This is a genomic window from Neobacillus soli NBRC 102451 (genome assembly GCF_001591665.1).
Taxonomy (GTDB): Bacteria; Bacillota; Bacilli; order Bacillales; family Cytobacillaceae; genus Neobacillus; species Neobacillus soli.
Map to the genome: position 1 here is coordinate 163384 of NZ_BCVI01000018.1, position 25873 is coordinate 189256.

A 25873-nucleotide genomic window follows, 5' to 3' on the forward strand; every position below is an offset into this window, starting at 1 on the left:
TGAGTTTGCAATATAAGAATTATATGAGAAATAACCGCACAATTTCAAGTTTTTTGAAAATTAAATGCAAAAAACGCTTGAGTTTGAAGTGCAAGCGTTTTATCTATTATTCATTTTAATGGTGGTGATGGACACCCTTTGTAGGATTGGTAATTAACCATTCCTCTTTTGGTACATGGAAATACTGAATCCAAATATTATTCAGGTTTTCATCATTTTTTTCAACAATAAAATCAATTTCTTTATCGCTTGTGACGACCACATCATTTTCAGTTGGCGTATCGAGCATCAAATCATAATGTGCATGATCCCCATGAATACTTGTGACGTAAACTCGGAACATTTTTCCTTTTGCCTCTTCCTGCTCCAACATTTTTTTTAATGCTTTTGCCGCATGGCGATTAATCTTAACCTTCATGTTGTTTGCTCTCCTCTTTCTATGTATTCATAGTTATTATCTCATTAATATTCTAAAATAGACAATATTTAGCGAGGTAGAATGGTCTTTCCAAACAATTCCCTTTTTAGCATTATAAATCCTTAACAAATTTGTCACAACTTTTTCAAAAAACCTATATTAACATCATGGCAATGTTGTTAATATTGTGTTAGGAAAAACCAACACACGAATTAATATTAAATGATAATTAATTTAATTTTGTGGTCGATTTAGTTCCTAGAAAAATGGGGTTACTCCGCTATAGTTTGTGAATTAATTCACGAACAATCCATAGGAAAATGTACAATTATTGGAGGGAAGAGAAGAAATGTTTAAAAAGAACTATCTAGTTCCACTGGCTGCTATATTACCAGTTCTACTTCTAAGCGGCTGCGACATGAATATGGTTGTCTTCGACCCACAAGGACCTGTTGCCAGAGAAATTCTTGACTTGATTAATTGGTCGCTTGTCTTCATGCTCCTTGTTGTTGTTGTCGTATTTGGCCTTTTCGGATATATCGTTTGGAAATATCGTGCAACATCTAAAAATAAAGACTACGAGCCGCCGGAAGAACATGGCAGTACCAAATTAGAGATTATTTGGACGTTTATACCGATTCTTATCGTGATTGCCTTAACAATCCCTACAATAAAGACCATCTACAAGCTTGAAAAAGTACCAGAAGGCTATGAGAATAAAAAACCGATTACGATCAATGTTACCTCTGCTGACTGGAAATGGATTTTCAGTTACCCAGAGCAAGGAATTGAGACCGTTAACTACGTCAACATCCCTGCCGATACACCGATAAATTTCAAGTTAACCTCTGCCGGGACAATGCAATCGTTTTGGGTCCCAGCCTTAGGCGGTCAAAAATATACAATGGCGAAGATGGAAACGCAAATGTATCTAGTGGCCGATCATCCTGGCGAGTACATTGGCCGGAACACAAACTTTAACGGAAAAGGCTATGCCGGCATGGAATTTACTGTCGAAGCGAAATCACCACAGGCATTTGCCAAATGGGTAAAAGATGTAAAGAGCAAGGCACCAAAGTTAACAGAGAAAAGCTATATCAATCTATTGAAGCCTTCTAACTTAGGCCGAGAAACTTTTTCAAACACGCATTTAGCTTGGGTCAACCATGCGGATATGAATGCCAAAATCTATACCTTCCCTGAATTATATAGAAATCACGATTATCCTGGACAAATTTTTAAAGACCCGGACAATCATACAAATGAAAAAACAGAAGGAAAGTCCATGGATATGAACAACATGGATATGAGCGGAAAATCTAATGGAGGTGAGCACAGTGGGCATTAAATGGGATAAGTTTTTTATTACTGGAGACCCTCTAATTCTAGGTTCACAAATTGCGATTCTGTTAACGATGATTGGCATTGTTGCTTTAGTAACTTATTTAAAAAAATGGAAGTGGCTCTGGCGAGAATGGTTTACGACCGTGGATCATAAACGGATCGGGATTATGTATATTCTCATGGGCGTGTTGATGTTTTTCCGCGGTGGCGTCGATGGGTTATTAATGAAAGCCCAAACCGCAACGGCTGATGGAAAATTACTAGACGCCCAGCACTATAACGAGGTTTTCACGACACATGGTGTCATCATGATTTTGTTCATGGCCATGCCGCTTTTAATAGGGATTATGAACGTGATTATACCATTGCAAATTGGTGCACGTGACGTTGCCTTCCCGCAATTGAACGCACTTAGTTTCTGGTTAACTTTTAGTGGTGCCATGTTGTTTAATATTTCCTTTGTTATTGGCGGGTCACCTGATGCTGGTTGGACCGCCTACTTCCCGCTTGCTGGAAAAGAGTTTACTCCGGGAATTGGTAATAATTTTTATGCGGTCGCGATTCAGATTGCCGGGATTGGGACGTTAATGACCGGGATCAACTTTATCGTCACAGTTTTAAAAATGCGTGTAAAAGGCATGACACTAATGAAAATGCCGATGTTCACCTGGACATCTTTTATTACTTCAATCATTATTGTCGCATCGTTCCCGATCTTAACAGTTGCCCTTGCTTTAATGACCTTTGACCGTATTTTCGGTACCCATTTCTTTACACTGGGCGGCGGCGGTTTAGATATGATGTGGGTGAACCTATTTTGGTTATGGGGGCATCCAGAAGTATATATCGTTGTTCTTCCGGCATTTGGGATGTTTTCTGAGGTTATTTCCACCTTCTCTCGTAAAATGCTGTTCGGCTATAAATCAATGGTCTTCTCGATTGTTGGAATCGCCTTTTTAAGTATGCTTGTCTGGGTTCACCACTTCTTTACAATGGGTGCCGGACCTGCAGTGAACTCGATTTTCTCGATTACAACGATGATGATTGCAATCCCGACGGGTGTCAAAATCTTTAACTGGTTATTTACGATGCGAAAAGGCCGGATTCAATTTACAACTGCGATGCTGTGGGCCCTTGCCTTCGTTCCTTGCTTTATTATTGGTGGTACCACTGGTGTTATGCTTGCAATGGGTGCAGCGGATTATCAATATCACAACTCCTTGTTCCTTGTCGCTCATTTCCACTATGTATTAATTCCTGGTGTGGTATTCGCCGTGTTTGCAGGTCTTTATTATTGGTGGCCTAAAATGTTCGGTCATATGCTTAACGAAAAACTTGGAAAACTTCATTTTTGGTTCTTCGTGATTGGTTTCAATATGACATTCTTACCGATGTTCTTCCTTGGTTTAGACGGTGCCGTAAGACGTTCTTATACGTACTCTGCTGAAACCGGATTTGGACCGTTAATGCTTGTTTCGGCTATTGGGGCAGGAATACTCGCTATCGGCTTTGGCTTCTTATGTTATAACATTTATTGGAGCGCACGCTACGCTGACCGCAATATTTCAAGCGATCCGTGGGATGCAAGAACACTAGAGTGGGCAACCGCATCACCTGCACCATTCTACAATTTTGCCAAACTACCTGAAGTGAAATCACTTGATGCCTTCTGGTACATGAAGAAAAATAACGATGGATTAGAGTTACGTGAAAACGAGATTAAAGAAATTCACATGCCAAGCAATTCCGGCCTGCCAATAATTATGGCAATCGTGTTTGGCATTGCCGGATTCTTCCTTATTTTCGAATGGAAAATTGCTGCACTTGTTGCCGCATTAGGGATTATCGCGGGCTTGATTGTTCGTTCCTTTGATTATAATGATGGGTTCCATGTCCCTGTTGATGAGATTAAAGCGACAGAAAAAGCATGGCGAAAAGTAGATAAAGAGGTGAAAGATCATGTCAGCTAATCTAAATACAGCCCTGCCTCTCGAATATCAAACAGAGCAAAATCGAATGAACATCCTTGGTTTCTGGATTTTCTTAGGTGCGGAAATCATTTTGTTTGCTACTCTTTTTGCTACTTATTCAGTCTTAAGTACTCGATTCGCGGGCGGCCCGACTCAAAATGATTTATTTGAAATAAAAGGCGTAATGACCGAGACGATTCTCCTGTTAACGAGTAGTTTTACTTGCGGTCTTGCAATCTATGAAATGCACCGTGGGAACAAAAAAGGTCTGTTAACCTGGATGATTATTACACTGCTGTTAGGTGCAGGCTTTGTCGGGTTGGAAATTAACGAATTTATCACCTATGTCCACGAAGGTGCTACAATGCAAACAAGTGCCTTTCTTTCAAGCTTCTTTGTCCTGTTAGGCACACATGGCTTGCATGTCAGCATGGGGATTGGCTGGGCTGTAATGGTTATGATCCAAATTGTAAAAAGAGGCTTGACGCCGGTTACAGCCCGAAAAGCATTTATTATCGGTTTGTATTGGCACTTTCTTGATGTCGTTTGGATTTTCATATTCACATTTGTGTATTTAAAAGGGATGGTGTCATAATATGGATAATCATTCAAAAGGATTCCCAATGACACAGGTCTTCGGATTTGTTTTGTCATTGGTGTTAACCTTCGCAGCACTTTTCGTTGCCTTAAAAACATCCTTATCGTTTAACGCGATTATCTGGATTATCGGTACTTTAGCCGTCATCCAGGCCGCTCTTCAACTGTTCATGTTCATGCACCTAAAAGACGGCGAAGACAGCAAAGCCCAAACCATAAACATATTATACGGAATTTTTATCGCGGTCGTTACCGTCGCGGGCTCTATATGGGTCATGTCGTTTGGGATGTAAACAGAAGAGCGGAAACAAAGAGGGTGTCAGGCACCATGTGAAAATTTCACATGGTGCCTGACACCCATTTTTATTTTGAATTATTTTTCCGCTTTGTTCGGACTAGCTGGTAACCAATGAACGCCACATAAAGCGGGATGGCTACGTAAATGAAATATGGGAAGCGATGCTGCTCTCTTTTGAAGACGATATAGATTGCATAGCCCAAAAACAGTGTGATAATAATACCGTATTTTGGGAGCGGGATATCCTTAAGGCTGGGAATTTTAATGGTACTGACCATCAAATAGCAAAGAAGGAAAAAGGCAATCACAAAGATGTAACCCGACATTTTTCCTTGAAACAAGGTCAACAGTGTTAACACTCCGCCCGCGGCCGTAATGGGTACACCTGTAAAGTACTGCAAGGAAGATTTGACGGCATTAATGTTGAATCTGGCTAACCGGAACGCCCCGAATAACGGAAAAACACCGGCAACCGCCATCCCAACAACACCGAAGTCAGAATAGTAGGAATAATAAGCCATCATTGCAGGGGCAACACCAAAGGTGACAATATCAGCAAGGGAGTCAAGCTCTTTTCCTAGGTCACTTACTACATTTAGCATTCTTGCAATTCGACCATCCATACTATCAAGCATCATCCCAATCAAGATCAGGATGGCCGCATTTTTGTAATCCCCTTGGGCTGAAAACATGACCGACAAAAAACCACAAAATAAGTTCATTAATGTAAATAAATTAGGAATACCGTTCTTAATAATATGTATCACTCCAATGTTTCAATAAGCGGATCGTTCTGATATTAATAAACCAACCATCATTCTCCACGTTTATATTTCTTATTATAACCTTTTTCTTTATAAAATTGGAAAAACAAAATGGCCACAGTTAACCAAAACCCGCTCGCTAAGTATCCGCCAATAATATCGCTGGGATAGTGAACCCCTAAATAAATACGACTCGTCCCAATCGCTACTATCATGGCAACACTTATGAAAATTAACAGACTCCTTCCCCACTTACTTGCAATGTGACGCCAAAGTAAGAACGAAATTATCACATAAACTGCAAAGGCATTCATTGCATGTCCACTTGGAAAACTGTACCCGGCAATATCAATCAAACGATGAAAATTAGGTCGTACCCGGTGAAAAACAAGTTTCAAAATTTGATTTAAGACCGCTGAGCCAAAAATGGCTGAAACGAATAATATTAATTCTAACCGATGATGCAGTACTTTATAAAGGAAAAATAGTAAAAAAATACTTAGGATGATGACAACCGGAGCAGAACCAATAAAGGTGAAAAATTTCATCACTTTTGTTAAAAATGGCGATTCGAGTCCTTGAATAGCTGCTATTACATCGCTATCGAAATCGATAATTTTATGGTCACTTATTAATAAAGAGATTAAACTAAAGCCAAGCACGCAGACTAAACTAATGATGAAAGCAATTATTAGATGTACTTTAAGATTCATGATTAGATCCTCTCAATGTGTATTATCACCGGCATTAAATACTACCATATAGTACCATGATATAACAATTAAATCACTACCCTATCTTTTCCTAAAATCAAAAAAACTTACTAAAAAATGATTCAGACCCTTTTCTAAAATTTACTAAGGGTCTAAACATTTTCAGTAAGTCTATCTAAGTTTAATATTTAAATAATCATATTATTCATTTGTTGAATTTGGAAGTACGTCTCTCCTCGTCTTAGTCAAATAAATGACCAAGCTTAAAATCGTAACGAGGAAGATTGCGCTCGTTCCCACCGTACCTAGACCAAGTCCACCATCTTTGCGAGGCTGAGATAGGTAGTCGCCAAGAGAAGCGCCGAGAGGACGAGTCAAGATGTAGGCAATCCAGAAGGAAAGTACTGCATTTAACTTAAACCGATAATAAGCAAGGGTAACCACCCCAATTAGAACAGCGAACATGAGCGCTGACTTCCAGTAGCCGATGTTAAGACCCTCTGCGATGAGATCACCAGCAGCAGTACCTAATGCGAAGGTGAACAGGATGGCCAACCAGTAGAAAGCTTCCCGCTTGGTCGTATAAATGGAGTGAATGGACAGTGTCTTCTCACTTGCGTACCAAGCGGCAAAGGCCGCTAGCATGGCAACGGTGAAGATGATAGTCGTGGTCTTTAAAGGTACCCCGAAATTGTCCACCAGGTTGTCAGTGACTAGCGTGCCGACAACACTGATTAGAACGACTGCGAGCCAGTAGATTCTTGGCACGTACTTCGTCGACCTAAACTGAAAGAACAGCGTGATGAGCAAGAGGACACCCATGATATAAGTGGTATTGGTCAAGCCCAAGTTCAGGTTACTGTTCAGAAAGTCTGCTGCTGTCTCGCCCACGGTGGTTGCCAAAATTTTGATGATCCAGAAGTAGATTGTGACTTCTGGAACCTTGTTTAACATTTGACGAGCTATGGATGGATTTTGCCCATTATTATTCTGTTTATCCCCTGAATATCCCATATATACATTCTCCTTATTTTCTTTTTTATTTTGAATCATTGCTCATTATAGCGGTATCATTTTTTGAAAACACAAACAGCTTTTGCCCTAAATAATTTAATATAGTGTACAAGCAAGTACCCACTAGGATAGAGAAATCCGTTTTAACAAACGCATTAAAGTAATTATTATTTTTTAACATCCATTCTACAAGACTTCTGCCAATATCATAAGAAATGAAATAACAGCACAAGATCACCACAACAAAGCGGACTGCACTTTTGGAAACTGAACTTTGGCTTTTGAAGGTAAAATTTCTGTTCAAAATATAACTAACACATGCCCCTATCGCGTTGCCAACAAAAGTGGCAATCCAATAGGATTGTCCAAGCCCATGCAGTAGAAGGTACATGCAGGATAATCCCACGACAGTATTAACAATTCCTACCATAATAAAGCGAACGAAAGAATATTTCATGACCGGCTCCTAAAGTGGGTTATATAAAATTATTCATGATTTTTTATTATTACCTACCTTAAACCGCATCATTCTTTTTGTTTTTCCATTTAAAAAGTAGATATCCGAGAGCAACTACGACAGCGATAATAATAGCAGGTGTTACAAATGGCTTGGCCGCCTGATTAATTTGTTCCCACTTCGTACCTAAAGTCATCCCTAGGTAGAGAAATAAAATGGACCAAGGAATAATGGCTAGTATCGTATAGGTGGTGAATTTCCCAAAGGACATCCTTGCAACCCCAGCTGGAATGGAAATGGCGTGTCTGACAACAGGAATAAAGCGTGCAGTGAAAATAACCCCTGTACCATATTTATGAAACCATTTCTGGGCAACATCAATGTGTGAGGGCCGAATCAAAAGAAATTTTCCGTATTTATTTAATAGTGGTCTGCCCCCGTACCTTCCTAACCAATAAAGAAACCATTGTGCAATCACCCCGCCAATCGTACCGGCGATGACAGCACCAATAAAAGAAATTTTTCCAATAGAAATCAAATAGCCTCCATAGGCTAAAACAATTTCACTTGGAATAACTTCGACCATCAAGCCAAGGGCAATTCCTAAATAACCGAGACTTGAAAGCAAATCAAATATGGACTGAACTAAATGTGACATATGATCCCTACCTTATGAAAAACTTGGATACTTATTGATGAATTATTTATTCATTTTATTTCTTCTTTTTCAATTATTCTTTAAACCGATAACCCGCACCCCAAACAGTTTCTATATATTGAGGGTTTGATGGGTCGGTTTCTATCTTTTCACGGATTTTTCGGATATGAACCGTTACGGTTGAAATTTCTCCCAATGAATCATAGCCCCAGAGTCGTTCAAATAATTCGTCTTTTTTAAAGACATGGTTAGGGTGAAGTGCCAAAAAAGTTAACAAATCAAACTCCTTTGTCGTAAAAATCACTTCATGGTTATTGACAAAAACCCTTCTTGAGGCTTTATCAATACGAAGACCCCGAATCGCAATTCCGCTATCAGTTTGTACTTCCTTGCCAATTAACCGTTCATAACGAGCAAGATGGGCTTTTACTCTGGCAACCAATTCACTTGGGCTAAATGGCTTGACGATATAATCATCAGCACCCAAACCAAGACCACGGATTTTGTCGATATCTTCTTTCTTCGCGGATACCATTAGGATGGGGATGTCCTTTTCGAGCCGAATCGCTTTGCAAATTTGAAACCCATTCACACCTGGCAGCATTAAATCTAACAAGACCAAATCTATGTCATCTAATAATGCTTTAGTAAGACCTTCATCCCCGGTTAAGGCAATTTCCACCGAAAATCCTTCTATTTCTAAATAATCCCGTTCTAGTTCTCCAATACTTTTGTCATCTTCAATGATTAGAATTCTCTTCAATTGTATCACCGGCTTTTTTCAATTTAATAAATATTGTCGTCCCTTGACCTTTTGAACTTTCTGCCCAGATCGATCCCTGGTGCTCTTCAATGATTCTTTTTGCTATGGAAAGTCCAAGACCACTTCCACCTTTTTCGGTTCCTCTTGCTAAATCGGCACGATAAAACCGTTCGAAGATAAACGGGAGATTTTTTTCTTCAATTCCCGGCCCGTTGTCTTTCATACTGAAAACAATTTGCGAATCTATTATTGAAAGCTTAAAGCTGAGAATTTTATCCTCTTTATCAATATATTTCAAGGAATTATCGACAATATTCGTAACGACGCGTTTCAAATGCTCACGGTCAACCATAACAAGATAATTGTCGCTTTTTTCAATATCCAAATAAATTTCTATCCTCTTTTTCTCTAAATCAAACCGCAGTTCCTCGACAAAATCCACTAAATAATCATCAAACGCAAGCTGTTCAAAATGAAAGGGAAGCCGCTGTAAGTCTAATTTAGAGTATAAGAAAAGTTCATCAATCATATGATCTAGGTCGATGGATTTCGAATAAATGGTCTGAACATAGCGTTCCATTTTTTCTGGGCTGTTGGCTACCCCATCTCGGATTCCTTCAACATAACCCTTTATTGTTGTGATCGGTGTTTTAAGATCGTGAGAAATATTCGCAATTAATTCCTTGCGATTCTCTTCATAGGCTATTTGCTTTTCAATCGACTCCTTCAATCGAATCCGCATTTCCTCAAACCCTTGGGCAAGCTGGCCCAATTCATCTTTTGAATGAACCTCAATTGGATTATTGAGGTCACCTTCCTTCATTTGGTTTGCTGCCTTTTGTAATTTTCTAATTGGTCGAATGATACTCCTAGAGACGTAATAAGTTAACAAACCGTTTGTTACGATTAAAATAAATATTAACCCAATAAATAAAATTGGAAAGGATGAACGTGCAAACCTGGCGAGACTGTTAGCATCCGTTATGAAAAACAATGTGCCCTCAGAATTATCCGGGAAAAGGAAATCCGATTTTTTAATCGTGACAAATTGATGATTGATTTCTTCGACCGGATCCACTTCACCATAAAAACCGAAAGCAGGAAGATCATCTTTATCCAAACCGGTAATTTTGGATGATTGGTAAATGATCTTATCTCCATGTCTGACTAGTAACGATGAACCGCCTGCTTGTGATAATTGATTATCAATCTTTTTTAAATAGCTTTGATTCATAAACTGACCTGGATTTTTTAAGGATTCTCGGTGCAAATCGATTAACAATTGATCCTTTTCAGTCACGCGCTGGTGATGCTCTGGTGGAAGATAGATGTTTCGCAATTCTTTAATATCCCCTCGAAAAAGCAAGGCAACTAGGACCGTTGATAAAATAACAAAGACGATTGGAATCAGAACCATTGCTAAATAAGATAATAAAAGTCTAAACCGGATGGACATCTATCCACCACCTTCCCCTATTAAAATTCTTTCTGGTTAAATTTATTAAATCCAAGTGTAAAGAACATTGCAAACCATGATAACAGGTAGACGCCCCTGCCCAGGTTCACCACATTGAAGCCGCTATTCATCCAGCGTTGATACCAGTCGTTATCATATGCTGGCAGCCACTGGGCTACAGTTGGAAAGAGATAGGTTAGAACAATCATGACTAAATATAAGAGGATAGAAAATGTTAACGCCTTACTGCTAGAGCCAATCCACTGAACAAGGAAAACGAGCAAAACACCAATGGCCATTAACGGGAACCATGACAGGATATATGCAGTTACCCCAAGCATTAAACCATGAAATGTAAAATTCTCTAACCAAATGGCACCCGTGATAAGCGAAGTTATACAGATAATGATTAAAAGGATAAATAAATAAATTCCTGTGCAAAGGATTTTTGAGTTGAAGAGATGGTACCTGGAAATAGGTCGGACAAGCAGGAAAGGAAGATTCTTTTGTTCCTGTTCTCCTGCAAACATATCACTAATGACGAAGGCTAACAATAATGGTAAATAAAAGGTAATTGCTAAACTTAAAATCACAAGCGGAAAACTTTCCCCATCAAAGGCGGTGAAACCAAACCTGTTTTGTAACATTTGAACTAAGGGGCCTGCCAGTAATGGAAATATGGCTGTTATGATCAGGAGTACTATCGTTGACCGTTTACGGGTTAATTTTATCCATTCATTTTTTAAGTTCTGCAACGTCGTTCACTTCCTTCCCCATCCGTATACAGTCGATATAATACGATTCGAATGTCTGATTCTCCGTTAATTCAGTTCTTGTTATTTCTCCGATAATCTTGCCTTTTGAAAGGATGGCGATTCGGTCACATAATCGTTCTACCTCATCAATTAAATGGGTAGAAAGTATAAAGGTAACACCCTCCTCCTTCGCCAAGCGGCTAATGAGCTGGATAAAATCAAGCTTCCCTTCAATATCAAGACCGTTTGTCGGCTCATCTAAAATAACAAAAGAAGGTTTCGACAAGAGTGCAGCAGCCAAATATAGTCTCTGCTTCATACCTGTTGAAAAGGATTTTACTTTTTCCCGCTTATGGGCTTCCATTCCAACCCAGCGAAGCACTTCGTCCACTCTTGTTTTTTCTAGATCAGGATACAATCTAGCAGCAAGCTGCAGGTTCTCATAAGCTGTTAAATAGTCAAACGCCTCTACTCCACTTATAAGCGTTCCGACAGATTTCATCGCTAGTTCAAAATGTTCCATTACATTATGTCCATTGATAAGAATTGTCCCCTTGTCAGGGCGGGATAATGCCACAATACATTTCATTAACGTCGTTTTTCCTGCCCCATTAGGTCCTAATAAGCCAAAAATCTCCCCTTGGTTTACTTTGAAACTAATATTTTCCACACCCCGGCCATTTTTAAATTGTTTTGTGACATTTTGTATTTCGAGAACAGGCACACTTTTCACTTCCCCTAATAAAAAAATTGAACTATCCATTTTATTAGAACCAAAGACAGCTAGTAACACTGCCTTTAGTTCTTTATTAAGTATCAATGCTTGCTGTTTAAGTAACCTAACATTTTTCGAATCGCTGCCTATTAATCTTCATGACCCTCGTGGTCATCTTTAACATTCACGACTTTTTTTCCTTTTAAATCAAGCTTGGTCACGTCTGATTGATTCAATTTATCCAATGAGCTTGTAAGGTGGAGCACTAAATCATGATGAACGCCTTTCACATCATCACCAGAAACAGAAATAACCGCTTCTTGACCCACCAAATATTGATCCTTATCCACTTGTCCTTTAAGGACTACACTTGAAACAGATATGTTATTTTTTAATTGTGGAAGCTGTGGTTTCAAGTCAGAAAACTGAAGGGATCCGAATTCTTTATGATCCATATGTTCCTTCTGCTGGTCGATATTTTTTAAGAAGAAAGACACAACTGCTTGACCAACTGCAGGTATTTGATTTTTACTTAAGTCTAACTGCAGCTCCGTTTTTCCATTTCCTGCGTCTTTAGTAGTAATGCTATTCTGATAATTCTTCGTTAACGCATCAAAGATTGCCTCCACATCTTTTTGCATCGCAGGAGAAAGCTCTTCCTTTTGCTTTTCATGTTTCGATTCAGCTTTATGCTCCTTTTCCTGCTTTAGATAATAGTTTTTATCTTTACTGCTCTTGACTACATTTTGATGATCCTTAGAATAGAGAGCGATCTTTGAAGAAGTTCCCCCATTATTCACACTGATGGTACTACTGCTTGCGTCATTCTTTAAATTAACCACGTTTAGAGAATCTACCTTGTAAACCTCCTTTCCATTGTCCTTTAAATTAGCCTGAACATGTGCCGTGAAACTAGATACATTGTGTGTTTTCTTGACTGCTGTTTTGAAAAGATCATAACCTGATGATGAAGCAGACGCAGATAACACCCCTCCTGCCATTAGCAGCCCGCTAATACCCACAGCTGCAAGAACTTTTTTCTTCATTTTCCTTCATCCTCCTAAAACAAAATGGTCTTACAGGTTAAGGATAGTCCTCCAGCCTAAAAATTCTCTTAATGAAATCTTAAATGTTTATTAAATATAGTGGTTAACCCAAAAAGCAATCCCTCCTAATGGAAGAATTGCTTTTTAAATGGACTTTCATTTGTTATGAAACTTTCGGTTCCTTTTTGACAGCGTCAGCGACTTTATCTTTTGAGAAAAACCAGCCTGCTGCTGCAATTCCTACTAACACTAGATAAAAACTTACCTTCCATTCTGTAGAATGCGCAAATTCCTCATTTAAAATCGCTAGCGACGGATGTGAAAGTGTGTAAACTGCAAGCTTCACACCAACCCAGCCAACAATCGTAAAGGCAGCAATTTCAAGACCCGGCCTTCTTTCTAAAAGCTTCACAAACTGGTTTGCAGCGAAGCGCATGATGATTAAACCAATAATCCCGCCGGCAAAAATAACTAAGAATTTGCCGCCGTCAAGACCGCCGATATTTGGAAGCGGTGTGTCTGGAAGCACTACTGCCATCGCAACCGCGGCAAGGATTGAGTCAACAGCAAAGGCAATATCCGCCACCTCAACTTTGATAACTGTTGTCCAAAAACCGCTATTTTTACCGGATTTCTTTTCCCCTTTTTCCTCAGCTTTTCCTTTAATAACCTTCCGAAAAATATGATTACCAGCCATGAATAATAAGTAAAGAGCACCTATTGCTTGAACCTGCCACACATCTACAAGAAATGAAATCACGAAAAGCGATGCAAAGCGGAACACAAACGCTCCGGCCAAACCGTAAAACAATGCCTTTTTCCGCTCCTGTTCAGGAAGGTGTTTCACCATAATTGCCAGTACCAAGGCATTGTCGGCAGCTAAAAGCCCTTCCAACGCCACCAAAATAATTAACACCCAGCCGTATTCCAGTAAAAGAGTAAAGTCCATAAATAATTCCTCCTAAAAAAGTTTTTCTTTCTAAAAATACTCCCTTACCCAATAAAAATAGGCCTTTACTGGTTACAGTAAAGGCCTAAAAATACACAAAAAGACCTTTACTGTTAAGTAAAGGTCTTGCTAACAACGTCCATGTTGCCAATAAAGCCGGAGAAGTAATTCTCGGAATGACGACTTTATTGTAGCAGCTACTCCCCTTTAAAAGGAAATATTTTATTACTATCAATATATTATACTTTTAAGCCATTGTCAACGTTATGTTCCCGCGAAATTTTTATAAACCATATACCTCAGAATATTTTTTCTCTAGATACTGGACAAGATATTCCGCGTTTAATTCTTCACCGGTTACCTTAACGATTAATTCATTTGGTGTATAAAGCTTCCCGTATTGGTGGATATTTTCCTTTAACCAGTCTTGAATCAGGTCAAATCGGCCAGTTTCGATATGGGTATAGAAATCAGGCAGCTCTTTTTGAATCGTATGAAGAATTTGTGCTGCATAAAGATTTCCTAGTGAATAGGAAGGAAAATAGCCAATCCCGCCAAATGACCAGTGCACATCCTGTAGGACGCCCTCCGTGTCAGTACTAGGTGTAACCCCAAGGTAATCCTCCATTTTCTGATTCCAGACTGCCGGAAGGTCTTTCGCTTCAATCTCCCCGCCAATCAAAGCCTTTTCAATTTCATAACGAAGCATAATATGGAGATTATAGGTTAATTCATCGGCTTCTACCCGAATGAGTGATGGCTCCACCGTGTTGACTGCACGATAAAATTCTTCCCCTGAAATATTTTCAAGCTGCATTGGAAAATACGCTTGAAGCTTAGGGAAGAAGTAATTCCAGAATTCCTTGCTGCGACCAACCATATTTTCTAAAAATCTCGATTGTGATTCATGGATTCCAAATGATGCTCCGCTTTGAAGCACAGATTCCTCAAATTCAGGGTTAACATGCTGCTCATAAATCCCATGCCCTGCCTCATGGATTGTACCAAATAAGGCTGAACGAACATTCTTTTCTAAATAGCGGGTTGTTAACCGCACATCGCCAATGACAACCGTTTGCGCGAATGGGTGGACCGTTTCGTCTAACCTGCCTGCCTCCATATCAAAGCCAATGAGTGGCAAGATATAGCGATTGAATTCCTTTTGTTTTTCAATATCAAATGCTTGATTAAATACTTCCGCTTGTCTCGGCTTTCCATGTTGTTGAATTCGTTCTAATAGTTTAACGCTGGATTCTCTTAGTTTAGCAAATAAAGGATCTAGTCTTTTCACCGTTAACCCTGGCTCAAATTCATCCACCAAGGCATCATACGGATGCTCTTCGTAGCCATAGATTTCCGCGAATTTACGTCGATATTGAATGATCTTTTCTAGATAAGGAAGGTAACTTGCGAAATCGTTGTTCGCTCTTGCTTCCTCCCAAGCATCATTGGCCTGTGCCGTTAAGATGCTATATTCCTGAAAAAGGTCGGCAGGAATGCTCTTTGACTTTTGATAGTACTCTTTATACTCCCGAACCTTCGCTTTTGTCGTCATGTCTAATGCTTTGGCGTTTTCCGAGGAAGATAATGTTTCTAATAGGTCACCCATTTCCTTTGAGACCGAGAGTTTAAAAACTTCAGTCCTTAATGTTCCGGTCGCCTTTGCAAAAACGTGTCTTCCTTTTTTCGGCGCCATCACCTTTTGGTCCCAGTCAGCTAAACCGATAATACTTGAAAAATGCGTTATTTTTTCATCTAACGCTTTAAATTGTTCTAATGCCTTCTGTAATGTTGGATCAAGCACTTCCTGTTCCATATGTAGACCCCCTAATCCTTAATATGTTGCTTGAGGATGTTCGTATATAAACTTACACATCCCTTAATGATTATAAATTAAAAATTCAAATAAGGGAAAAAATTTGAAAACCTTTTCATAGACAAAAAGTTCAAAGAAATCGACAGTTTCATGCATACTTTGTATAAATTTTACAAATCAGAGGAAAACATAATCATTAGACAGAAAAACAATGCTTTTTTCTACTTCTTACATTTACTTAGGAGGGGAACTTTTTATGCTGGAAAAACCATGGATGTCGGTAGGAAAGCCCGAACTAGCTGGGATCAATCCATTTATCCTTTTTTAATGCTGTTATTTTCATCACCAAGTGACTCAATTAAACTAAGCGTTTGGGCTGCCTGTTCAATTTGCTGCGGGTTATTCTTTCTCAAGTATTGATCCCCTTTCGTTTACATAAAACTAATAAATGCATGCACTATAGTTTTTATTTATTCGATCCTTTCTATCCATGTAATAAGGATGTGCAGCCATTTTGGAAAAACAGAAAAAGAAAAGATCTCCTACTCCATTAAGGTTAAATTTACTTTTTTTCAGCGTCTTTTTATTGTTTTCCGTCCTCATATTGCGGCTTGGTTTTGTTCAAATTGTCCACGGAGAGAACTTCAAAAGAGATTTGGAAAGAAGAGAAGATATCACGATCAGTAATCCTGTGCCAAGAGGAAAAATACTCGACCGTGATTACCGAGTTATTGTGGGCAATGTTCCAAAAAATGCAATTACCTTCACAAATGAAGGTTTCAACCAAAAGGAAATGCTTGAAACAGCAGAAAGATTAGCGCAGCTGATTGACAAAAAAACAGATAAGGTCACAAAAAGGGACAAGCAGGATTTCTGGATCTTAAAACACCCAAAGCTTGCTGATGGCAAAATTACCAAAAATGAAAAAGCTTTATATCATGCTAAAAAATTATCCGATAAAGATATTTATCAATTAAAATTAGATCGAATTACCGGAAATGAATTAAAAGGGATAACAGCTAATGAGTTGGAGGTTCTAGCCATTTATCGAGAATTTATCAGCGGCTATAAATTTATTGCACAAATGATTAAAAACGAAGGTGTGACAGAGAAGGAATTTGCTGTAGTTAGCGAAAACCTTCAATCTCTGCCAGGTGTTGAAACGGCTACTGACTGGGATCGATTGTATGCTTTTGAAACCACTCTTAGATCGGTTCTAGGGAAGGTAACTAAATCAGATGAAGGACTCCCGGCTGACCAATTAGATTATTTTTTAGCAAGGGGGTATAGCCGTAATGACCGTATCGGCAAAAGCCAGCTTGAAATGCAGTATGAGGAGGTTCTTCACGGCAACAAATCTAAGGTAAAAAATATTACCGATAAGACAGGAAACATTATTGACAGCCAGCCAGTCACAGCTGGTAAAAGAGGAAAAGATCTGGTCTTAACAATTGATATGGATTTGCAGATGGCCGTTGATAAGATTGTTGAAAAGGAGCTTTGGCTTGCAAAGCAATCACCTGGAACGATGCTGACGGACCGTGCCTATGTCGTTTTAATGGATCCGCGTACCGGAGAAGTTTTAACGATGTCCGGAAAAAAGTTGGTTAAAGATAAAGTAACAGGAAAAGTAGAAATGATTGATGATGCCCTCGGGACCTTTACCACCACGTATAATGTGGGTTCAACTGTGAAAGGGGCGACCATCTTAACCGGTTATAAAACAGGGGCGATTTCTCCGGGTACGCCTTTTGATGATGCCGGGATAAAAATTAAAGATACTCCGATCAAAAAATCCTATGCCTATTTAGGCAGATTAACTGATATTGATGCCTTAAAGAAGTCTTCGAATGTTTATATGTTTCATACGGCGCTTAATATTGGTAAAGCACATTATGAGTATGATCAGCCATTAAATTTCACCAACAAGAAGGCGTTCGAAACGATTAGAAACTCGTTCTCCTCTTTTGGTCTCGGATCAAGGACGGGCATTGATTTACCGAATGAACAGTCCGGCTTTAAAGGGCAAAGCAGGCTCCCGGGCTTTTTACTCGACCTTGTTATCGGCCAATATGATACGTATTCTACGATGCAGCTCGCCCAGTATGTTTCAACCATCGCCAATGGCGGCTACCGAATGCAGCCGCATGTGGTCAAACAAATTCTTGCCCCCGCAGCTGAGACAGATGAAATCGGACCTGTCGCCCAAGAAATCAATCCAACCGTCCTTAATTCAATCGATATGAAATCGGATTGGATGAACCGCGTGCAAATAGGCTTTAAAAAGGTGATGCAGGAACCTGGTGGTACAGCTTATAAATTTTTTGGGGATGCTCCCTATTCTCCTGCAGGTAAAACAGGGACTGCGGAAGCCTTTTATGACGGTCCATTGCGCAGTAATTACGGAAAAGAGCCGCCGCCTGTCACGAATTTAAGCCTGGTAAGCTACGCTCCTAGTTCAAATCCCGAAGTGGCGATGGCCGTTTTAGTTCCATGGGCCTACCAAGGGGAAGTTGATAACAAAGCAAGCCTAAGAATTGGCCGCAAGGTTTTAGATACCTATTTTAAGTTGAAAAATAAATAACATCATTCCATGGGTGCCTTCAGATGGGCACCCCTTTTCAACACGGATTTCACTGCCTTCTCAATTTCAATATAACCCGTGCAGCGGCAAATATTCGATTCCAGCCACTCTTTGATGGTTTGATCATCGGCATCAGGATGCTGTTCGATTAACGAATGACAATTCATAATAAAACCGGGTGTACAATAGCCGCATTGAAAGGCGAAGTTTTCGACAAAAGCCATTTGAATAGGAGTCTCCTTCAGTCCTTCAATCGTTGTTACCTCCTTGCCAGCCGCTTCCACCGCAAGCATCAGACACGATTTCATTGGCCAGCCATCCACATTCACCGTGCACGCCCCGCAGTCCCCATTTAAACACCCGGGTTTTGCACCCGTCAGGCCAAGCCGACCTCTTACTATATATAAAAGAGTATCGGCCGACCGCACCGTAACGATGTGACTTTCTCCATTTATAGTTAACGTAATTGTGTGAGATTTCAAGGTTCCCTCCACTCTCCTTTACAAACCAAACAATTAAACTCTCACTCCATCCAAAGCTGCCAAAACATCAACGAATAAATTTTTCAAAACAAATAAACGGTAATCTGCCGAACCCTCGACATCATCTAAAATTGGCTGTGGCAGGACCGCAAGTGCCCTTTCCACCCTTGTTTCGACTGATAGCCCTTTATTATTTAAAGAGGCCTCGACTTCCTTCGAACGGAAAGGAAATGGACACAATCCACTAACAGCCACACGCACCTCCTCATCCATTTTCAACGCAGCTACCGTTATTAACGGATAACCAGTCTCCCATTGCTGACGGCGTTTGATGCTAAAATACGGGGCCCTGATCAATCGGTTTTCCGTTGCTGTTTGAACAAGAAATTCAGCTTTATCTAGTTTAAGCTCCCCCGCAAAAATTTTATTGATTGGTACCCCCTTTACACCTTCGGGACCTGCAATTAATAATTGGCTGTCTGCAAGTAAGAACGGCAGAACTGCCTCCCGGTAAAAAATTCGCGCACAAATATTGCCGCCTAAGGTAATTTTTCCACGGGCCGTATGGTCAGCTACTTGGCTCGCGGTTTTCGTTAATAACGGAAAAAGGTTTGCTTCTTCAATTTTTGTAAGAGTTAGCACACTGCCAAGCAGCAAATGATTCCCGCTTACCCGCATTACCTTGCATTCAGCAATCCCCTTTATATCAATAACAGCCTCCGTATAGGCTAAATCAATTCTCCCGAGGGTGATTAATTCCGTCCCTCCTGAAAAAAACATCGGCTGTTTGCCTTGCTGCTCTAAATACTGATATAAATCTACCGCCTCTTTCAACGTTTCAGGCTGATAATAATCAAAATCAAAGGGAAGCATTTATTTGTTCGCCTCCTTTGCTTTCCAAATCAATTCCGGAATCAGCGGCAGATGATGCAGGGAAACGCCAGCGGCAACAGACAAGGCATTACCGAGAGCACCAGGCATACCCATGAGGCCATGCTCCCCGACTCCGCGGGCCCCGTATGGTCCATCAATCTGCGGGGTTTCAACAAACCCAACCAGGTATTCTGGATTTTCGCCGTACCTAAGCGGCCTGTACGTCCGCAGTTGCGGGTTCAGGACCCTGCCAAGCTCATCAAAATAAAAGGTTTCCCGTCCTGCAAAGGCCAGTCCCATGCTCATCGCACCCATGACCTGCCCCCGAGCTGCTTTTTCATTCATCACCCTGCCGATATCAACAACCGTTGCAGCTTTCACCAGTCGGTACGTATAATCTCTTTTATCAAATTCCACTTCGACCCCATATGCTGCAACCGTCCATTCCGGACCAGGCCTTCCTTCACCTGTTTCCGGGTCCAACGGTGTAAGATGCCGTAAAATATAACTTCCCCTGCCGATAATTTGTGCTCCGACCGTATTCCCATTCGGATACTTATAGCCGTAGCCAATTTCTTTAAAATGAAGCCCCAGAGATGGGTCATCTCTTAAAAACACCCTGCTGCCTCCAATTTCGAGATCTTCTTTCGGTGCTCTTAATACACAGGCAGCCACTTCCTTCAACTGATTAATCACATCGTCTGCAGCCTTTAAAACAGCCCGGCCGCCCATAAAAGTTCCCCTGCTGGCAACCGTCTTCCAATGTTCTGGTGTCGTTTGCGTATCCACTTCCATTCGGACATGAATATTATCCACATCCATTTGGAGCCGTTCGGCGAGAATTTGCGCCAGAATGGTTTTCGTGCCTGTTCCGATTTCAACAATGCCAGACATTAAATTAATACTGCCATCGCGATTAAATGTTAAAATAACGCCTGAAGGCGCATCCGTGTCAATCGTTGATGTCTTCCAGCTGCAACTGACCCCTTTTACCCTTATAAACCGGTCGTTCACTACTTTTACCGGCCCTTCATCCCATTTGATTAACCCCCTTACTTTTTCAATACATTTCTGCAAGTTTCCAACATTGCTTTTATTTAATAATACTCTTGTCGGCGTGGTATCCCCAGGTTTAATCGCATTAATGTAGCGCAGTTCAAGCGGGTCGATGTTTAACTTCTTGGCCAGTAAATCCATCGTCCGTTCAATGGCAAAGGAAAGCTCGGAATGACTAAAGCCCCTAAATGGAGCAGCATAGGGATGATTCGTATACATGCAGTAGGAATCGCACCATACATTTTCAATGTTGTAAGGTCCCGTACAGTCAGTTGCACCCGATCTGGTTATATCAATTGCTTTATCGGAATAGGCGCCGCCATCCCACAAATAGCGTATTTCAGCTGCCTTGATTTTTCCGGATCGATCGGTGCCTAATTTAACCGTTGCATCCAATCCGATATGACAAGGAGATGTTAGAATATCCTCTTCACGTGTATTTAAGACCTTGACTGGTTTTCCGCCTACTGCCTTTGACCCTAAATAGGCGAGTACCTCAAGCTGAACAGGAGCCTTGCCGCCATACGCCCCGCCAACAAGCGGTGTGCGGACAATTACTTTCCCCATATCCTCACCAAAGTAATCGGCGATTAACCTCTTTACCATAAAAGGCGCTTGCGAGGATGTCATAATGAGGATATTTCCATCTGGTAATATCTCTGCGGTCGCACAGCGGGTTTCCATCGCTGCATGGTCGGAGGGGGCAAACGAAAAACTCGCTTCGACGACCGTCGCAGCCTCCGCCCAGCCCTTTTCCAAATTCCCCTTGCGGATTTTAATATGGGTCGCAATATTGGTGCCTGGCACCGGTTGTGAATCAGACTCTTTTTTATATTCGCCGAGGCGTTCATGGACGAGCGGGGCATTCTTTTGGAATGCCTGTGTTGGTGAATTCACTACTGGCAGCAATTCGTATTGCACTTTAATAAGGTCTGCTGCCGCTTTGGCCTGAACAGGCGTATCAGCAACCACGAGGGCCACGGGTTCACCGTGGTAGCGAACCTTGTCAACTGCGATTGGCGGCCGATCACGAATTGCCTCTCCTGTTAACGGATAATAATGTTCTCCCGCGAGAATCGCCCTGACACCAGCTACCTTCCCTGCCTCTGCGGTATCAATGCTGACAATTTTGGCATGACCGTAAGGACTAATGACCATTTTTCCAGACAGCATCGGAACCGTTTGGTGGTCATGGGTGTACTTCGCCCGGCCCGTTACCTTATCAAGCGCTTCTTTTCGAATGACGCTTTTCCCAATAACCTCCATGTTCATCACTCCCTGCACTTAAGAAATTGCCAATTCCCCTCTTCTTCAACTGATCCCAGCACCATAAAAAACGACTAATCCGGAATGGTCCATATGAGCTCTACTCTTTCATGGACGGGCTTCCTCCACACCTCAATCATTTCCGCCACGACACTTACAGCAATTTCAACAGGACCCTTAGCGCCAATCGTCACACCCATTGGGGCATAAATCCAATTGGGAATATCATCATCATTAAGAAGCCGTCTTGTTCTTTCCCCTGGTCCTAAAACACCTAAGTATCTAATATTTTCATGGAGTAACCCACTGAGAATTTCTTGATCCCTTTGAAAGTGATGCGACATAATGACAACAAAATCATAATGTGAAAAAGAAAGTTGGTTTAGAAGCTCATCCGGGAAGCCTACCAAAAGCTTATCCGCCGCCGGATAATTTTTTTCTTGGCAAAACTCCTCGCGCCAATCGCAGACAACGACAGAAAAACCTGTTTCGGCAGCCAAAGAAACAAGCGGCTTGGCGTCAGGTCCTGCCCCGAAGACAATTAAACGCGGCTTAGGCTGGTACGTATGTTGAAAAACAGAAGAACCACCCATAATTCCGCTTTTCGAGGTGAACCCAATGACTGGAACCTGCCCCGACCAATTTCCAAACGGCTCACCCTTCTCCTCGATAAACAGATACTCCCCCAATTCATTTAGTTTTTTTAATCCGATGACTGGTTTATAGCTATCCAACAATCTTTTGAGCAACAAAAAATCCTCTTTTAGTTTCTCAGTAACTGGCTCAAGCAAAATATCAATGGTTCCATTGCACCCTGAACCCTGCCCCCACCCTAAATCGGTTTCCTCTCTTAAGTCATACTGGTGCATCATCGCCTCTTGACTCCCGAAAACCTTTTGCACCTGTATTGCCAAATCCGTTTCCAAACAGCCCGCACTCAGCAGGCCAGCATAAGAGCCATCCTCGAAAAAGATCATTGAGGAGCCTTCCTTTTTATAAGCGGAGCCATTTACACGAATAATAGTCGCTACTACCTTTTCTCCTGGTTGATCAATCACAGCTAGAATTGGATAAATATCATCCATCGAACTCCCCCACTTCAGACACATAAATTCCTACTTTATTTATATTAATGAAGAAGCTATTCCTAGAATGATTAATTTTTCTTTACCTGCTTTCATAAGAATTAGTAAGAATGGCAGAAAGAGGCGGTTATCAATGAAACTGGCAAAATTTAAAGATCCGCTGCCGATTCCTCCTTTATTAAAACCAAAATGGCGATCGGAAGGGTATACCTATTACGAGGTAAATATGATGGAGACAAAGAAATCGCTCCATAGTGATTTGCCCAAAACAACGCTCTGGGGCTATGATGGCATATACCCCGGACCAACCATTGAAGTGGAAACTGGGGAAAAGGTTTATGTAAAGTGGCAGAACAAACTTCCAGACCGGCATCTATTTCCGATTGATCACACTGTTCACGGGGCTGAAAAAGAGAAGCCTGATGTCAGGACTGTCGTTCATCTTCATGGCGGTCGGACGGAACCGGCTAGTGATGGTTATCCTGATGCATGGTTCACGAAAGGATTCGCGGCGACAGGTCACTTTTTCCAAAAAGAAATCTATGAGTATGGAAATCAGCAAAGTTCGCGGGCCCTGTGGTACCACGACCATGCGATTGGACTGACGCGCCTTAATATTTATGCCGGACTTGCCGGCTTTTATTTCATCAGGGACAGCCATGAACGTTCATTAAACCTGCCAAACGGGAATTTTGAGGTTCCATTGCTCCTTCAAGATCGATCATTTCATGAGGATGGCTCTTTATCCTATCCGGAACAGCCTGCAAACAACACTTCGGGTTTCAAACCATCAATTATTACCTCCTTTTTCGGCGATACGATTGTTGTTAACGGAAAGGTCTGGCCCTATTTGGAGGTTGAACCAAGAAAATATCGATTTCGGCTTTTAAACGCGGCAAATGCCCGTTTTTTTCGCCTAACATTAGATTCGGGGCAGAAGTTCATCCAAATTGGCACAGACAGCGGGTTTCTTGAACGGCCAATTGCCGTAAAATCGTTACTGCTTGCCCCAGCAGAGCGCATCGATATCATTGTTGATTTTTCAAATATGGAGGGCAAATCGATCCTATTGAAAAATGACGCACCGACCCATTTTCCAATAGGGGATCCTGTTGACTCAGAAACGACCGGAACTGTCATGCAGTTTCGGGTTTCAAAGCCTCTTTCCAGCCTTGATACAAGCGTTATTCCTGCTTATTTCGGACCGATAAATTGGAAGAAGACCGTTTCCGCAAATTAACAGCGGTTTCTGCAATTAAGTGAAGAAAAGGATAAATATGGGCGGTCACTATTTCTCCTTGATCAGAAAAGCTGGGATGATCCACTATCAGAAAATCCGTATCTTGGCTCGACTGAGATATGGAATTTTATCAACACGAATGGGGATGACCATCCCATTCACGTCCATCTAGTCCAATTTCAAATCCTTGAGAGAAGGGCATTTAATGTCAATCATTACAAAATGACAAAGCAAATCAAATACACGGCCCCTCCCAGTCAACCCGATTATACGGAACGCGGATGGAAGGATACTGTCAGATGTCCGCCGGGCCATGTCACAAGCATCATCATCCCGTTTTTTCCATATACCGGACAATATGTTTGGCATTGCCATATGTTAGAGCATGAGGATTATGAAATGATGCGCCCTTACAGCGTTATTCGCTTTAACTAACCTTTAACCCGGTGGATTAATTTCCTCCGGGTTTTTCTTTATTTTTTAATAGAGGGGCTCTTACTTTCCTGACTAGACACTTGCAGGTTAGGAAAGGATATATCTACCATGATAAAACTTTTAGGATGATGATGATGGGACTGGTAATTTATTCGGTCATTGCCTGGCTGGTGTTGACCGTTTTCTTTTCGCTGAAAAAAAAGCTTCCAAACAAGATAAATATTATCTTTTATTTTGTGATACAGATTGTTCAAATTAATATATTTACGATAACCTCGTTTGAATTAAAATGGTTCACAATCAATAAAAACCCTGTTCCCTTTATTTCGGTCATCATCAATAGGGACATTATTCTTCCGGTTTTACTGCTATTATTTGTAAATATGCTATTTTCCACGAAACAAGTAAGCAAGCGAATAGTGATAGCTGTGGTTGTTTTTATTATTTTTGCAGCTTGCGAATATTTAATAAGATTATTAGGTTTTAGTCATAATCACCATTGGTCCCCCATTCTATACAGCGCCGGAATGATGATTTTTTCGATTTTAACTGCACGACTGTTGATGAAGATATACTCGAAGGAGAAGAAAGTTTATGATGGTCTATCTAATCTATGATCGTCACTTTAATGTAAACGAGTGGTTTGTTATCGGCATGATTATTGGTGGAATGGTTCTTTTTTATCTTTTACCAAAAATTTTACCGCTGCTAACAGTGGTCTACTGTTTTCTCATTGGTCCATTTCTGGGTTTGGTTTTTGACCATACCATTGCTGTTCCGCCCCTCGACCTCTATGATGTTGGTGATGAATCTGGTTATTCCTTATTTGATTTACTTTCCTATACGATGTACGCACCCTTTGGCTATTTTTTTATTTATTTTTACGAAAGGCTTCGTATTAAAGGTCAGTCGAAGGTAGTCTATATTTTTATTTGGAGTTTTCTAGCCATTTTTGTGGAGTGGATTTCCGTTCATGTGGGTATCTTTCATTACAAAAATGGATATAAGCTTCTCTATTCCATTCCCATCTACTTCTTTGTTGAAAGTCTAACCCTTTTCATATATTTGTATTTCTTTAATAAAAACTCAGCAATCAAAAAAGGTGTTCTGTAATTTGCT

24 protein-coding genes and 1 pseudogene are annotated in these 25873 nt (G+C 40.8%); 8 read left to right on the plus strand and 17 right to left on the minus strand.

All coding sequences use genetic code 11. The features are described from left to right. Positions 1-115: 115 nt before the first annotated feature. A complete protein-coding gene (locus tag BSO02S_RS07460) occupies positions 116-418 on the minus strand; it encodes a heme biosynthesis protein HemY (RefSeq protein ID WP_066064728.1) in 303 nt (100 codons plus the stop codon). Between the two features lie 349 nt (positions 419-767). Between BSO02S_RS07460 and qoxA the strand changes: the two genes are divergently transcribed. Genes qoxA through qoxD form a run of 4 tightly spaced genes read left to right on the plus strand, consistent with a single transcriptional unit; the run spans position 768 to position 4622 of the window. Further along, positions 768-1766: a cytochrome aa3 quinol oxidase subunit II gene (gene qoxA / locus BSO02S_RS07465; RefSeq protein WP_066064731.1), complete on the plus strand. Its 999-nt coding sequence runs from the start codon at positions 768-770 to the stop codon at positions 1764-1766. Then, a complete protein-coding gene (gene qoxB, locus BSO02S_RS07470; protein WP_066064735.1) occupies positions 1756-3732 on the plus strand; it encodes a cytochrome aa3 quinol oxidase subunit I in 1977 nt (658 codons plus the stop codon). The genes qoxA and qoxB overlap by 11 nt, the downstream gene beginning before the upstream one ends. Then, positions 3722-4327: a cytochrome aa3 quinol oxidase subunit III gene (gene qoxC / locus BSO02S_RS07475; protein ID WP_066064738.1), complete on the plus strand. Its 606-nt coding sequence runs from the start codon at positions 3722-3724 to the stop codon at positions 4325-4327. The genes qoxB and qoxC overlap by 11 nt, the downstream gene beginning before the upstream one ends. Before the next feature lies 1 nt (position 4328). Further along, positions 4329-4622, plus strand: coding sequence for a cytochrome aa3 quinol oxidase subunit IV (qoxD, locus tag BSO02S_RS07480; protein ID WP_066064741.1), 294 nt, complete (start codon positions 4329-4331; stop codon positions 4620-4622). A gap of 70 nt (positions 4623-4692) precedes the next feature. Here qoxD and pssA read toward each other — a convergent pair whose 3' ends face one another. The 12 genes from pssA to BSO02S_RS07540 form a co-directional block, all read right to left on the minus strand. Then, the gene (gene pssA, locus BSO02S_RS07485) at positions 4693-5394 is read right to left on the minus strand and encodes a CDP-diacylglycerol--serine O-phosphatidyltransferase (RefSeq protein ID WP_084374935.1); all 702 of its coding nucleotides are present in this window, start codon (positions 5392-5394) and stop codon (positions 4693-4695) included. Between the two features lie 47 nt (positions 5395-5441). Then, positions 5442-6104 (minus strand): phosphatase PAP2 family protein, encoded by a 663-nt coding sequence (locus BSO02S_RS07490; protein WP_066064744.1) that lies wholly within the window; start codon positions 6102-6104, stop codon positions 5442-5444. A gap of 201 nt (positions 6105-6305) precedes the next feature. After that, on the minus strand, positions 6306-7118 hold the full coding sequence (locus tag BSO02S_RS07495) for a COG4705 family protein (protein WP_066064747.1): 813 nt from the start codon (positions 7116-7118) through the stop codon (positions 6306-6308). A 25-nt stretch (positions 7119-7143) separates the two neighbouring features. Beyond that, positions 7144-7575 (minus strand): GtrA family protein, encoded by a 432-nt coding sequence (locus tag BSO02S_RS07500; RefSeq protein ID WP_066064750.1) that lies wholly within the window; start codon positions 7573-7575, stop codon positions 7144-7146. A 58-nt stretch (positions 7576-7633) separates the two neighbouring features. Beyond that, entirely contained in the window at positions 7634-8233 is a 600-nt protein-coding gene (uptA, locus tag BSO02S_RS07505; RefSeq protein WP_066064752.1) for an undecaprenyl phosphate transporter UptA, read from the minus strand. A gap of 73 nt (positions 8234-8306) precedes the next feature. Next, entirely contained in the window at positions 8307-8996 is a 690-nt protein-coding gene (locus tag BSO02S_RS07510) for a response regulator transcription factor (RefSeq protein WP_066064755.1), read from the minus strand. Next, on the minus strand, positions 8974-10452 hold the full coding sequence (locus BSO02S_RS07515) for a sensor histidine kinase (RefSeq protein WP_066064758.1): 1479 nt from the start codon (positions 10450-10452) through the stop codon (positions 8974-8976). The genes BSO02S_RS07510 and BSO02S_RS07515 overlap by 23 nt, the downstream gene beginning before the upstream one ends. A gap of 20 nt (positions 10453-10472) precedes the next feature. Beyond that, a complete protein-coding gene (locus tag BSO02S_RS07520; protein ID WP_066064761.1) occupies positions 10473-11207 on the minus strand; it encodes an ABC transporter permease in 735 nt (244 codons plus the stop codon). Further along, the gene (locus tag BSO02S_RS07525; protein ID WP_066064861.1) at positions 11188-11970 is read right to left on the minus strand and encodes an ABC transporter ATP-binding protein; all 783 of its coding nucleotides are present in this window, start codon (positions 11968-11970) and stop codon (positions 11188-11190) included. Before BSO02S_RS07525 ends, BSO02S_RS07520 begins: the two co-directional genes overlap by 20 nt. Positions 11971-12071: 101 nt before the next feature. Beyond that, positions 12072-12968 carry a CDK-activating kinase assembly factor MAT1 gene (locus BSO02S_RS07530; RefSeq protein WP_066064762.1) on the minus strand — a complete coding sequence of 299 codons (897 nt, stop codon included), beginning with the start codon at positions 12966-12968 and terminating at the stop codon, positions 12072-12074. A 163-nt stretch (positions 12969-13131) separates the two neighbouring features. Next, entirely contained in the window at positions 13132-13917 is a 786-nt protein-coding gene (locus BSO02S_RS07535) for a TerC family protein (RefSeq protein WP_066064765.1), read from the minus strand. 283 nt (positions 13918-14200) lie between these two features. Next, positions 14201-15733 carry a carboxypeptidase M32 gene (locus BSO02S_RS07540; RefSeq protein ID WP_066064768.1) on the minus strand — a complete coding sequence of 511 codons (1533 nt, stop codon included), beginning with the start codon at positions 15731-15733 and terminating at the stop codon, positions 14201-14203. A 514-nt stretch (positions 15734-16247) separates the two neighbouring features. Between BSO02S_RS07540 and BSO02S_RS07545 the strand changes: the two genes are divergently transcribed. After that, entirely contained in the window at positions 16248-18317 is a 2070-nt protein-coding gene (locus BSO02S_RS07545) for a peptidoglycan D,D-transpeptidase FtsI family protein (RefSeq protein ID WP_066064772.1), read from the plus strand. 2 nt (positions 18318-18319) lie between these two features. Here BSO02S_RS07545 and BSO02S_RS07550 read toward each other — a convergent pair whose 3' ends face one another. From BSO02S_RS07550 to BSO02S_RS07565, 4 genes are all read right to left on the minus strand, one after another. Then, positions 18320-18799, minus strand: coding sequence for a (2Fe-2S)-binding protein (locus BSO02S_RS07550; protein WP_066064775.1), 480 nt, complete (start codon positions 18797-18799; stop codon positions 18320-18322). A 33-nt stretch (positions 18800-18832) separates the two neighbouring features. Then, entirely contained in the window at positions 18833-19672 is an 840-nt protein-coding gene (locus tag BSO02S_RS07555) for an FAD binding domain-containing protein (RefSeq protein ID WP_066064777.1), read from the minus strand. Continuing rightward, complete coding sequence (locus BSO02S_RS07560) at positions 19673-21994, minus strand: xanthine dehydrogenase family protein molybdopterin-binding subunit (RefSeq protein WP_066064780.1); 2322 nt, start codon at positions 21992-21994, stop codon at positions 19673-19675. A gap of 74 nt (positions 21995-22068) precedes the next feature. Then, entirely contained in the window at positions 22069-23079 is a 1011-nt protein-coding gene (locus BSO02S_RS07565) for an XdhC family protein (protein WP_066064783.1), read from the minus strand. A gap of 133 nt (positions 23080-23212) precedes the next feature. Between BSO02S_RS07565 and BSO02S_RS07570 the strand changes: the two are divergent. The 3 genes and pseudogenes from BSO02S_RS07570 to BSO02S_RS07580 all read left to right on the plus strand — a co-directional run bounded on the left by BSO02S_RS07570 (position 23213) and on the right by BSO02S_RS07580 (position 25867). Continuing rightward, positions 23213-24754, plus strand: a pseudogene (locus BSO02S_RS07570) (multicopper oxidase family protein). 134 nt (positions 24755-24888) lie between these two features. Continuing rightward, positions 24889-25371 (plus strand): hypothetical protein, encoded by a 483-nt coding sequence (locus BSO02S_RS07575; protein ID WP_066064785.1) that lies wholly within the window; start codon positions 24889-24891, stop codon positions 25369-25371. Beyond that, positions 25349-25867, plus strand: a complete 519-nt coding sequence (locus BSO02S_RS07580; RefSeq protein ID WP_066064788.1) for a hypothetical protein — start codon at positions 25349-25351, stop codon at positions 25865-25867. The genes BSO02S_RS07575 and BSO02S_RS07580 overlap by 23 nt, the downstream gene beginning before the upstream one ends. The last annotated feature ends 6 nt before the right edge of the window (positions 25868-25873 follow it).